Source organism: Holophagales bacterium (genome assembly GCA_016719485.1).
In the GTDB taxonomy this organism is placed as follows: Bacteria; Acidobacteriota; Thermoanaerobaculia; order UBA5066; family UBA5066; genus UBA5066.
Map to the genome: position 1 here is coordinate 587,012 of JADJZB010000002.1, position 12,004 is coordinate 599,015.

Below are 12,004 nucleotides of genomic sequence, written 5' to 3' on the forward strand. Positions count from 1 at the left end.
CCGCAAGCCGGCGCGTCCCATCCTCTACCTCGCCAGGAGCCCCTTCACCGCCTCCTCGAGCTCCTTCTTCTGGGCCGCGAAACGCGCCCCGGTAGAAGGGCCGTCGAAACCGGAGTGCGCCTTGACGATCCGGTGGCTCCGGTCGAGGAAGAGGGTCGTCGGGTAGCCCTTCCAGCCCTCGAGGAGCGAGATCGGCGCCGAGGCCGATGCCGACTTCGTGGTCCCCGCGAAGAGGATCGGGTAAGTGACTCCGTGCCGCTCCCGGAACCGGGCGATCTGCCGGAAGCTCCGCTCGGGGTCCTCGGTGTACTCGTACGACAGCGAGACCACTGCGAGCCCCTTGCCGCGATACCTGCGATAGAGCTCCTCCAGGACCGGCGCCTCGTCGTGACAGTTCGGGCACCACGAGCCGGAGATCGAGATCACGACCGGCCTGTCCTTCAGCTCCGGGTCGTCGAGGGAGACGGCCTTCCCGGGGGCGACCGGGAACGAGAAGCTGACCCGGGCCTGGGGGTCCCTCGCCCGGACGATCGAACCGCCACCCGGAAGCCACGTCGCCGCCCCCGCCGCATCGAGGCGTCGCGCCTTCCACGGAGCGGGGACGCCGCTGCGGGCGCGGAAGGTCCCGGAAAGGGAGCCCCCCTCTCCGGCAGTCGCGTCGAGGCGGTAGATGAAAACGCCGTCGAAGACGGTCAGGACGAGGGTCTTGCCGTCCCACGTCCCGTGCATCGGTCCGTAGTCCCCTGTCGAGCCGAGGAGGGTCCCGGTGGCGCGCCCCCCCTCCTGGCGGAACGTCCCCAGCAGCCTGGACGCCTTCTCCCCCTCCCCCATCTCGACGCCCCAGTCGCCCGTGAGCGCGAGCGAGCTCCGGGGCGGCTTCGGCGCCGCCGGGGCGACGCGCGTGGCCCGGAACGGCGCCTCGACCGTTCCGGAGGGGATCGCGCGCGTGAAGGTCCCGGCGAGGCCGTCCTCTCGCCGCCGGGCGACGAGCTTTCCGTCGTAGTGGTCCAGAGCGAGAACGAGCGATTCTCCGTCCCACGTCACGCTCGTGAAGCGGCTCTCCGAGGCGCCATTGAGAAGGGCACCGGAGAGCTTCCCGCCTTTCTCCTCCACCTTCAGGCCGAAGGACACCTCGAGACCGGTGACCGGCTCGAGGGTGGCGTACCAGCGACCGGAGGGCGGGGCGGCCTGGGCGGCGAGGAGCTGCGGGAAGAGGGTGGCGGTCACGAACGCGGCTGAAAGGAGCGGGAAACGCATCGCGTGAGCGTAACCCGTAAGGCCCCTTCCGAACACCGGGCCCGAGCCAACGAGCCGTGGGCCCGGACCCGACGTGCGAAAGGGGGCGCCGGAGCGCCCCCTTTGGTTTCCAGGTAGAGAACGAGCGAACGAGGGACCGTCAGTCCATGTAGGCGATGATCTGGTCTCCGAACTCGCTGCACTTCACCTCGGTGGCCCCTTCGGTGAGCCGGGCGAAGTCGTAGGTCACCTTCTTGGCGCCGATCGCGCCGTCCATCCCCTTGATGACGAGGTCGGCTGCCTCGGTCCATCCCATGTACCGGAACATCATCTCGCCCGAAAGGACGACCGAGCCGGGGTTGACCTTGTCGAGGTCGGCGTACTTCGGCGCCGTGCCGTGCGTCGCCTCGAAGACGGCGTGGCCGGTGTCGTAGTTCACGTTCCCGCCCGGGGCGATGCCGATGCCCCCGACCTGGGCCGCGAGGGCGTCGGAGAGGTAGTCGCCGTTCAGGTTCAGCGTCGCGATGACGTCGGTCTCCTGGGGACGGGTCAGGACCTGCTGGAGCGTGATGTCGGCGATGGCGTCCTTGATCAGGATCTTCCCAGAGGCGAGCGCGGCCTTCTGCTCGGCGTCGGCCGCCGGTCCGCCCGAGGCCTTCTTCGTCCGTTCCCACTGGTCCCACGTGTAGGTCTCTGCGGCGAACTCGCGCTCGGCGAGCTCGTAGCCCCAGTTCCGGAAGGCCCCCTCCGTGAACTTCATGATGTTGCCCTTGTGGACGATGGTGACGCTCTTCCTCTTGTTCGCGATCGCGTAGCGGATCGCGGCGCGGACGAGCCGCTCGGTCCCTTCCTTCGAGACGGGCTTGAAGCCGATGGCCGCCGTCTGGGGGAACCGGATCTTCTTGTACATCGCCGGCCAGTTCGTCTTCAGGAACTCGAGGACCTTCTTCGCGTCCTCGCTCCCGGACTCGAACTCGATGCCGGTGTAGATGTCCTCGGTGTTCTCCCGGAAGATCACCATGTCGACGTTCTCCGGCCGCTTCACCGGCGAGGGGACGCCCTTGAACCAGCGGACCGGCCGGAGGCAGACGTAGAGGTCGAGGAGCTGGCGGAGGGCCACGTTCAGCGAACGGATACCGCCGCCGATCGGCGTCGTGAGAGGCCCCTTGATGCCGACGAGGTAGTCCTTGAACGCCTGGACCGTCTCGTCGGGAAGCCACGTTCCGAGGGCGTCGTACGACTTCTGGCCCGCGAGGACCTCCATCCAGGCGATCTTCCGCTTTCCGCCGTAGGCCTTCGCCACGGCGGCGTCCAGGACCCGAACGGAGGCGCGCCAGATGTCTGGACCCGTACCGTCGCCTTCGATGAAGGGGATGATGGGGTTGTCGGGAACGACGAGCTTTCCGTCGACGATGCGGATCGTCTGTCCGTTCGGCGGGGCGGGCATCTTGGTATCGGCCATCTCGAAACCTCCGGAGCCGCGGATTCTAAAGGCGCCGGGGCGGCCCGACAATCCGGCGCGCGGAGCGCCCCTGGCGGATCAGCCCGCCGCGGGGCAACGGAGCCGGCGCCCGGGCGGATAGGGAAAGACGTCGAGGACTTCTCCGGCGGCGTGCCGCCGCTTCATGTCGTTCCAGAACTCCGGCCTCACGAGGTCCGCGTGCGCCGCGGCGAACAGGACCCGGAGCGGCTTCGGGAACCCCATGAACGTCAGGAACTCCTCAGGGAAGACGTCTCGCGGGCCGACGTAGAAGCTCGGGCCGTCTCCCCCGCCGCCGTCCGCGTCGTCCGGCAGCTCCCGGAAGTCGCAGTCGGTCACGGCGCAGAGCTCGTCGTAGTCGTAGAAGACGACCCGGCCGTGCCGCGTCACGCCGAAGTTCTTCACGAGGAGGTCTCCGGGAAAGATGTTCGTGGCGGCGAGGTCGCGCAGGGCGCGGCCGAAGTCGAGAACCGCCTCCCTCACCTTCTCCTCGGAGGCCTCGCGGATGAAGAGGTTCAGGGGCGCGACGCGCCGCTCGGTATAGAGGTGGCGGATGACGACGGCTTCGCCCTGGAGGGCCACGGTCTCCGAGCACTCCGCCAGGAGCTCCTCCAGGATGTCCGGCGCGAACCGGTCCCTCGCGAATTCGAGGAACTCGTACTCCTGGATGTCGACGAGCCGGCCGGCCCGGTCGTGCTCGAAGACGAACTGGTATCGCTCCTTGACCTGGGCCCGGGTCACCGTCTTCGTCGGCCCGAAGCGGTCGCGGATCACCTTGAAGACGACGTCGTAGCCGGGCATGGTGAAGACGACCATCACCATTCCCTTCTCTCCCCGGGCCGTCTCGAACCGGTCGCCGGACCGCCCGAGGTGGCGGAGGAGGTCGCGGTAGAGCTCGGTCTTGCCGTGCTTGTTGTACCCGAGCGTCACGTAGAGCTCGGCGACCGGCTTCCTCGGGAGGATCGACTTCATGAACCGGACGACTCCCGCCGGCGCCTCGACGTCGACGTGAAAGTACGACCGGGTGAAGCTGAAGACGACCGACACGTCGTCCTCGTCGAGGAGGACCGCGTCGACCACGACCCGGCCGTCCGGGTTGACGAGGGCGAGGACGAGCGGAAGGAATCGCTCGCCGCGGACGACCCTTCCGACGACGTAGGCTCCCTTGTTGCGGAAGAAGACCGGCTCGAGGAGCTCGACGAAGTCGAACGCCGTGTCGCCCCACGCCGCGGTGAGGGCCTCGTCCACCGCGCGGCCCACCCTCTCGGCGTCTCCCTCGTAGTCGGCCCACGGGATTCCGAAGGCGTAGTCGTCGAGGACCTGGTGGACGACGGAACAGGTCGACAGGGCGCCGGGATAGGTCCGCACGGGCACGGCTCCGGGGGGCGGAAGGCCCGTGTCGCTCCCGAAGTGGACGAACTCCCGCTGGGCGTCGACGCCGACGGTCGTGAAGACCTTCCGCGTGACCGAGTTGAAGAACGTCTCGGCCAGCTCGAGGTCCCCGTGCCCGCCCATCAACCAGGAGTACTCCCGCTTCATCGCCGCCCACAGGTCCGGCGACCGGCGCGCCTCGCCGAAGACGTCCTCGAGCGCCGTCACGACACGGCGGACGACGTTCGTGTAGAGCGCCAGCCTCTCCACCATGTCCTGCTGGACGCCGTGCCAGTCGGCGGACTCGAAATGGAGCGCAGAGCGGCGCGTGAGCCGACGAAAGCCCGAGCGGTACTGCTCGAAACCCCACTTGACGAGGATCGCGCCCTTGCGGGCGATGAGGCCGTCGGCTTCGTTCATGTCGCGCGAGAGGATACGGCAGGGCGGGAGGCGCTCCGGGCGTTCAGCGCCCGTTCGCCTCCGGCTCGGCGACGACCCGGCCGCCCCTCACCGTGGCCCCGACGACGATCCCCGCCGCGATCAGCACGACGTTCTTGATGATGTACTGCCCTTCCAGCGTGGGAGCGTACGGAATCCGCGTGAAGACCTCCTCGGGAAAGAGGAAGACGGGTGTCAGCGTCCCGGCCATCTGGACGAAGAGGAGGAGGAGGACCTCCCGAAGACGGATCCCCACCAGGAGGCCGAGCCCGATCACGCACTCCCAGGCGGCGAGAACGGGGAGCGAGACCTCGGGCGGGACGAGCCCGAGGGTGAGGACCGAGATCGTTCTCGTCGCCAGGCCCTGCGCCGGGCTGAGGTCCGGAAAGAACTTCAGGACGCCGAACCAGAAGAAGACGATCCCGAGGCTGACCCTCAGGAGGGGGAGGCCCCACCGGGCCATGGCCGTCGTGATCCGGACGTCGAGAGCTTCGAGCGCGCGAGGAACGTGGGTGACCATCAGGTTCGCTCCCGGGAGGCTCTGCGTGGCGCGGGGCGCCGGGCCTCCCTTACCGAGGAGGGTACCCGGTGATGTCGCGGATGTCCTCGTAGAGAGGCCGCAGCCGCTCGTACATCTTCCTGTAGACGCGGCGGTAGAGGCGGTCGTAGAGGTCCGAGGTCGCCGGGTCGGGGACGAAGACGCGGCCCAGGCGCGTCATCGACGCGACGGCGGCCTCGAACGACGGGTGGAGCCCCAGCCCGACGGCCGCGTCGATCGCGGCCCCGAGGCCCGACGCTTCCGTGACGTGCGGCCGGGCCGCGGGAAGGCCGAAGACGTCCGCGGTGATCTGCATCGCCGCGTCGCTCTGCGCTCCCCCGCCGGCCACGCGCAGCTCGGTGATCGCCACGCCGCTGCGCTTCTCCGACCTTTCCTTGCCCTCGCGCAGGGCGTAGGCGAGCCCCTCGAGGATGGCGCGGTAGAGATGAGAGCGCGTGTGGACGTCGCCGAAGCCGATGACGGCCCCCTTCGCCTCCGGCCCGGGGCGCTTCACGCCCGGCGACCAGTAGGGCTGCAGGACGAGCCCCATGGAACCGGGAGGGACCTTCGACACGAGCTCGTCGAAGAGCACCTCGGCGGCAAGCCCCTCTTCGCGGGCCCGCGCCTCCTCGGCCTGCCCGAACTGTTCCTTGAACCAGGTCACCATCCAGAAGCCCCGGTAGATCTGGATCTCCAGGCTGTAGGCGCCCGGCATCGCCGACGGGTAGGGCGGCAACAGCGGAAGCGGTTCGACGTAGCGACGGTGCGTCGTGTTGATCGTCGCCGTCGTGCCGTAGCTGAGGCAGGCGACGTGCGGCTCGAGACACCCCGCCCCGAGGACCTCGCACGCCTTGTCGGCCGCGGCGGCGATCACCGGGAGGCCCTTCGGAAGGCCGGTCGCCTCGGCGGCCGCGGCCGTCAGCTCGCCGAGCCGCCCACCGGGGGGGACGAGCTCCGGCAGCTGCTCGCGGCGAACGGGGAGCGCATCCCACTTCCAGTCGAGGCGTCCCGCCCAGCGAAGGCGCCGGTAGTCGAACGGGACGTAGCCGACCTGGCCCCCGGAAGAATCGACGAACCGGCCCGTGAGGCGATGGGCGAGGAAGCCCGAGAGGAAGAGGTACCGCTCGGCCCTCGCCCAGGTCTGAGGTTCGTGCCGGGCGAGCCAGTGGGCCTCCGCTTCGGCCTGGAAGTAGGCGACGGTCTCGGCCATTCCCGAGACCCGGAAGAGCATCCCCCAGAGGCCCCTGACGGGCGGGACGCTCTCCGTCCTGCGCTGGTCGAGCCAGACGATCGCCGGACGGAGCGGGCGCCCCTTTCGCGTCCGTGCAGACCATCGTCGCCCGCTGCGTCGTGACGGCGAGGCCGGCGATGGCCTCGCGCCTCACGCCCGGCTGGGCGAGGAGCGCGCGCGTCGCCTCGCAGACCGATCGCCAGTAGAGCTCCGGGTCCTGTTCGGCGAATCCCGGCGGCCCCGGCAGGTATGGCTCGATCGCGACACGGCTGCGAGCGACGAGGTTGCCGGAGAGGTCGAACAGGAGCGCCCGGACGCTCTGCGTCCCGTGGTCGATCGCGAGGAGCTGCTCGCCGCTCACGCGCAGAGCGCGGGCACCGGGTCCTGCCCGGGCGCCGCCGGCGCGGCGTGGTGCGCACGCCACCTCGCGAGGTATTCCTGCTCTTCCATCGACCAGCGCCCATCATCCCACGCGAGCCCTTCGGCACAGACCTCGCGCAGGCGCGGGAGGAGCGAGGCGCCGCCGTCGGGCAGGAGAATGCCGGCTCTCACCCGCCTGAGGAGGAGATCGTCGAGCCGGACGACCTTCTCGAAGTGGGCGGCCCGCCGAAGCTCCGCCCAGAGGTAGGGCGTGCCCGGGATCGCCTCGAGCTCTCCGGGCCGGGCCTCGGAGATGACGGACGCCGCCGCGCGCCCGTGACGCCCGGCGATGCGGCGCGCCACCCCGGCCTCGAGCCCGCTCACGGGTGGCTGGCCGGTCCCGCCCTCGCGGAAGACCCGCGCATCGGAGCCGAGCCGCGACAGGGCCGGGAGCCGTCTCCTGAGGAGTCTCAGGGCGTCGAGCGCGATGAGCCGGAACGTCGTCAGCTTTCCGCCCGTCACCGTCACGAGCCCCGATTCCTCCCAGAGGACGTGGTCGCGACTCTCGTCGGACGGTCTCGCCTTGCCCGATCCGATCACCGGCCTCACCCCGGCAAAGCTCGAGATCGCGTCCGTCGCCGAGAGAGCGCGCGAGGGAAAGGCCGCCCGCGCCCCCTCGAGCAGGTAGGCGGCTTCCGCCGGAGAGATCGAGGGCTCCTCGTCGAGCGAAAGAGGGTGGTCGAGGTCGGTCGTTCCGAGGAGCGTGAGACCTTCCCACGGATAGGCGAAGAGAGGCCGCCCGTCGAGCGGGTGCCGGAAGGTCACTGCCTGGGCAGCCGGAAAGCGCCAGGCCGGGAAGAGGAGGTGGCTTCCGCGCAGGGGGCGAATCAGCGGCTGGCCTCCCACCTCGCCGCGCAGGCGGTCGGCCCACGCGCCGGTGGCGTTCACGACGGCCGATGCCCTCACATCCCGCTCCCCGCCCGTGACGAGGTCCCTCAGGACCGCCCCGACGACCTTCCCGTTGTCCCGCAGAAGCCCCTCGCAGCGGACGTAGTTCAGCGTCCGCGCGCCCTCGGCCTCCGCTTCGAAGAGAACCCGGAGGACGAGCCGGGCGTCGTCCGTGGTGGCGTCGGCGTACGCGAAGCCCCCCTCGAGACCAGGTGACCCGGCGTGCGGGGCGCGGAGAAGGAACTCCTCGCGCGTCAGGCGCGCGTGCCGTCCCCGGCCGGCGATGAGGTCGTAGACGGCGAGGCCCGTCCCGACGAGGGCGCGGCCCGGATGGTCGCCCGCGTGAAGGGCGAAGAGGAAGCCGATCGGCTCGACGAGACCGGGCGCTTCCGAAAGGAGCCGGTCGCGCTCGCGAACCGCTTCCCAGGTCAACTTCACGTTCCCTTCCGCGAGGTAACGCAGGCCACCGTGGACGAGCTTGGAGGAGCGGCTCGACGTCCCGGAGGCGAAGTCCCCCTGTTCGACGAGGAGGACCGAGAGCCCCGCCCGCGCCGCCTCGAGGGCGATTCCAGCTCCGGTGATCCCGCCGCCCACGACGAGGAGGTCGTACGTTGGAAGCAGGCTCGCCCAGTCGGCCCCGCGTGTCATGGCACGAGCTTCCCGGGGTTGAGAAGACCGTCGGGGTCGAACGTGCCGAAGACGCCGCGCAACGCCCGGATGCCGAGCTCCCCCTTCTCGGCCGCGAGCCACGGCGCATGGTCCGTGCCGACACCGTGCTGGTGGCTGATCGTCCCTCCCCCCGCGACGATGGCGGCCGACGCCGCCGTCTTGAGGGTCCTCCAGCGGGCGAGGTTCACGTCGGGATCGGCGGCGAGGCGGAAGAGGTAGGTGGTGTAGAGGCTCGATCCGTCGAGATAGACGTGCGACAGGTGGGTGAAGGCGTGGACCTTCTCGGCCTCGCCGGCGAGCCCTGCCCGAAGGGCCGTCTCGACCGAGGCCAGGAGGGCGGGAACGCGGCTCCAGGGGGCCGCCGTCTCGAGCGTGTCGACGGCCCAGCCCGCCTCCCACAGGGCGTTTCTGAGGTACGGGGCGCGGAACCGGTTCCGGTGCCACTCCCGCCCGAAGGCCTTTCCCGCGGCTACGCCGCCACGCATCGCGAGCGCCCCGAGCGCCTGCCTCCGCGTCTGCCGCACGAGGTTCTCGCTTCCGGAGATCCCGACGAGGAGGAGGCACTTCTCCGCCCGCGCGCCCCGCAAGGAGAGGTACGTCTCGAGGGCACGGATGAGCCGGTCGTGCCCGGCGAGGAGGAGCGTGGTCCGGGTCTCCTCGGGAGTCGAGAGGCGGAGCATCGAGAGGGGAAGGCGCAGCGCGGCCATCTCGCGGACCGCGGCGATCGCCGACGGGAAGTCGGGGAGGAAGACGCCGTGGACCTCCTCGATCGCCGGAATCGGAGAGACGCGGACCGTCCCCTCGGTGATCACGCCCAGCCGCCCCTCGCTCCCGAGGACCAGCTCGCGCAGGTCGGGGCCGGCCGCCGACGCCGGAAACGGCGGCAGGTCGAGCCGTCCCTCGGGCGACTCGACGCGACCGCCGGCGAAGAGGCGCTCGATCCGGCCGTAGCCGAGGGACTGCTGACCGCTCGAGCGGGTCGCGATCCACCCCCCGAGCGTCGAGAGCTCGAACGACTGCGGAAAGTGTCCCAGCGTCCACCCTCGCGCCAGGAGCGTCGCCTCGAGGTCGGGCCCCTTCACGCCCGCGCCGAACGTCGCGAGCCGGCTCGTCTCGTCGAACGAGAGAAGGCGCGAGAGGCGCGAGAGGTCCACCGTGACGACCGGCGCCTCGGAAGGCTGAGGGTTCACGTGGCCCGCCACGCTCGTCCCTCCGCCCCAGGGAATGAGCCGGGCGCCCCGCTCGCGCGCCCACGCCAGGAGCGCCGCCACGTCGCTTCCGCTCTCGGGGAAGACGACCGCATCGGGGGCGAGGCCGATCCGGCCCGAGCGCAGAGCGATCCAGTCGGGAAGGCTCTGCCCGCGCGCGTGGAGAAGACGTTCCCACGGGTCGAGCGTGACGCCGCTTCCCGGCGCGAGGCGCGACGCGGGCACGGCGGTGAGCGCCTGGGCCGGCGTCGCGTCGCGCGGGGGCGTCGCGGGTCCGACCCACGCGGAAAGGGTCTCCACGGCCCGCGCGGGGAGCGCGGCGGAGACGGTGTCGTCTCCCCATCCGTTCCAGCGCCTCACCGCCGTTCTCCAGCGGCGAGACGACGCTCGAGCGGACGCCAGAGCCCGACGCTTCGCGTCATCACGTCGCGCGTCACCCGCTCGGCGGCCGCCGCGTCGCCCGCGATGGCCGCGGCGCGGAGCGCGGCGTAGAACGCGCGCGAAGCGGCTCGCGCCGCCGGCCGCTCGAAATAGAGCGCGGCCATCCGGGCAAAGAGGCCACGGAACCCGTTCAGGATGAGCGCGTAGACGGGATTGCCCGAGGAGACGGCGAGGAGGTGGTGGAGCTCCCAGTCGAACGCGGTCCACTCCGCGGCGCCGGAACCGAGCGCCTCCGACCCGGCCAGGAACGCGGCGACCCGGGCCGGAGCGTGCCGGACCGCCTCGCGCGCGTAGGCCGGCGCGAGGACCTCGCGCACCTCGAGAAGCTGCTTCACGAAGCCCTTCGGGATCTCTCCGTGCTCGGCGAGCCCGGCGAGGACGTTGAGCCCTCCCTCGGTCCAGACGTCGTTCACCCGGGTCGGGAGCCCGTGCCTCACCGAAACGAACCCGTCCCGGTCGAGCTTCTTCAGGACCTCCCGAAGCGTCGGGCGCGTGACGCCGAGCGTCGCGGCCAGCGCCCGCTCGGGCGGAAGCCCCTCTCCGGGCAACCAGCGGCCCGCGAGGAGGGCGGAGAGGAGCTCCCTCTCGGCGTGGGCGCCGGGGCGCAGGGCCGCGGGGGCGAAGGGGGCGAGCGCGCGGGCCGACGGCTTCCGGCCACGGGACACGGGAGTCGATGCACTGGTATGAGGTCTTACCACATGGAAATTCTGCCGCGGACGGATCGGCGCGTCAAGGGCCCGCTGCGGATACCGTCCGCCCCGCATGTCGCCCGATTTCGTATCATGTCCGGTGGGGGCTCGCCCCCGTGAAGGAACCGCATGACCTCCCCTTCTCTCCTCCTCGACCTCCTCCAGCGCGACGAGCCCGCGATCCTCTCAGAGTCCTACGAAGGGATGACCCGCTGCCGGCTCACCAGCTACGAGGCGGCGGGAGCCGACGAGACGCGGCGCCGGTTCGCGCGCCTCTTCGCCCTCCTCGTCGACGCCGTCCGCGAAAGGGACCTCGAGCCCGTCCTCGCCTACGCCCGCGAGATCGCGCGGCAGCGCTTCGCCGAGGGGTTCGACCTCCAGGAGGTCCAGTCCGCCATCAACGTCCTCGAGGAAGCCGTCTGGCGCCGCGTGGTCAAGGAGATCCCGCCGGAAGGTCTCGCCGAGGCGCTCGGCCTCGTCAGCACCGTCCTCGGCGTCTGCAAGGACACCATGGCGTCGTCCTACGTCTCCCTCGCGACGAAGCGGCACGCGACGAGCCTCGACATGACGGCGCTCTTCCGCGGCACCCAGAACCGCTTCTACACCAGTAGCACGGACTGACGCCGCGCCTCTCAGGGCGACGGCGCTGCCAGCTCGGAGAGGATCGCCTCGAGCTGAGGCAGGACGTTGCGGGCGAGGATCTTCTGCCCTTCCGGATTCGGGTGGATGCCGTCCTCGAGGTTCAGCTCCCTTCTTCCCCGCCACGCCTTCGAGAAGGAACGGGACGAGCGTCAGCCCCTCCTCCTTTGCGAGGCGCGGGAAGAGGCGGCCGAACCCCTGCTGGTACTGCGGTCCGTAGCTGGTCGGTATCAGCATTCCGCAGAGGAGGACCCGCGCTCCGGCCTCGCGGGCCTTCCCGACGATTCCCCGCAGGTTCTTCTCGGTCTCCTCGAGCGGCAGGCCCCGGAGGCCGTCGTTGGCGCCCAGGGCGAGAACGACGACATCCGGTTTCTGGGAGAGGACCCACTCCGCCCGCCGGAGGCCGCCGGCAGTCGTGTCGCCCGAGACCCCCGCATTCACCGCGCGGATCGGCCGGCCCCGCTTCGCGAGCTCCGCCGCCACGACGGCCGGGAACGCCTGGTCGACCGGAAGGCCGAGCCCGGCCGTGAGGCTGTCACCGAGGAAGACGACGAGCGGCGCACCGGCGGGGACCGCCCCCGCGGTTCCCGCGTCCCCGGTTCCCGGTCCCCGGCGGAATCGGAGGCCGGACGGCTGACTCCGGCGGTGTCCGCCGGCGCCGCTCCGGGGTTCAGCGGAACGAGGTCCCGCGTGGGCGACGAGCCTTCGTCTCTCCCCTTCCCGCAACCGGCGAGGAGAAGAGCCCCGAAGGCCAGG

General features: G+C 70.9%; 8 protein-coding genes and 2 pseudogenes. 1 reads left to right on the top strand and 9 read right to left on the bottom strand.

Annotated features, from left to right (window positions below):
* Nucleotides 1–24: 24 nt before the first annotated feature.
* The 8 genes and pseudogenes from IPN03_02635 to IPN03_02670 all read right to left on the bottom strand — a co-directional run bounded on the left by IPN03_02635 (nt 25) and on the right by IPN03_02670 (nt 10,585).
* On the bottom strand, nt 25–1,257 hold the full coding sequence (locus IPN03_02635; GenBank protein MBK9372648.1) for a TlpA family protein disulfide reductase: 1,233 nt from the start codon (nt 1,255–1,257) through the stop codon (nt 25–27).
* A 139-nt stretch (nt 1,258–1,396) separates the two neighbouring features.
* Nucleotides 1,397–2,698 carry an NADP-dependent isocitrate dehydrogenase gene (gene icd, locus IPN03_02640; GenBank protein MBK9372649.1) on the bottom strand — a complete coding sequence of 434 codons (1,302 nt, stop codon included), beginning with the start codon at nt 2,696–2,698 and terminating at the stop codon, nt 1,397–1,399.
* Nucleotides 2,699–2,776: 78 nt separating this feature from the next.
* Nucleotides 2,777–4,507: a bifunctional isocitrate dehydrogenase kinase/phosphatase gene (gene aceK / locus IPN03_02645; GenBank protein MBK9372650.1), complete on the bottom strand. Its 1,731-nt coding sequence runs from the start codon at nt 4,505–4,507 to the stop codon at nt 2,777–2,779.
* Between the two features lie 43 nt (nt 4,508–4,550).
* Nucleotides 4,551–5,045: a DoxX family membrane protein gene (locus tag IPN03_02650; GenBank protein ID MBK9372651.1), complete on the bottom strand. Its 495-nt coding sequence runs from the start codon at nt 5,043–5,045 to the stop codon at nt 4,551–4,553.
* 49 nt (nt 5,046–5,094) lie between these two features.
* A pseudogene (locus IPN03_02655) lies at nt 5,095–6,655 on the bottom strand (FGGY-family carbohydrate kinase).
* A complete protein-coding gene (locus tag IPN03_02660; GenBank protein ID MBK9372652.1) occupies nt 6,652–8,250 on the bottom strand; it encodes a glycerol-3-phosphate dehydrogenase/oxidase in 1,599 nt (532 codons plus the stop codon). The pseudogene IPN03_02655 and the gene IPN03_02660 overlap by 4 nt, the downstream one beginning before the upstream one ends.
* Nucleotides 8,247–9,839: an FAD-binding oxidoreductase gene (locus IPN03_02665; GenBank protein MBK9372653.1), complete on the bottom strand. Its 1,593-nt coding sequence runs from the start codon at nt 9,837–9,839 to the stop codon at nt 8,247–8,249. Before IPN03_02665 ends, IPN03_02660 begins: the two co-directional genes overlap by 4 nt.
* Nucleotides 9,836–10,585 carry a GntR family transcriptional regulator gene (locus IPN03_02670; GenBank protein MBK9372654.1) on the bottom strand — a complete coding sequence of 250 codons (750 nt, stop codon included), beginning with the start codon at nt 10,583–10,585 and terminating at the stop codon, nt 9,836–9,838. The genes IPN03_02665 and IPN03_02670 overlap by 4 nt, the downstream gene beginning before the upstream one ends.
* Nucleotides 10,586–10,738: 153 nt before the next feature.
* Here IPN03_02670 and IPN03_02675 point away from each other — a divergent pair, with 153 nt between their 5' ends.
* Nucleotides 10,739–11,230, top strand: coding sequence for an RsbRD N-terminal domain-containing protein (locus IPN03_02675; GenBank protein MBK9372655.1), 492 nt, complete (start codon nt 10,739–10,741; stop codon nt 11,228–11,230).
* An 11-nt stretch (nt 11,231–11,241) separates the two neighbouring features.
* Here IPN03_02675 and IPN03_02680 read toward each other — a convergent pair.
* Nucleotides 11,242–11,974, bottom strand: a pseudogene (locus IPN03_02680) (arylesterase).
* Nucleotides 11,975–12,004 lie beyond the last annotated feature (30 nt).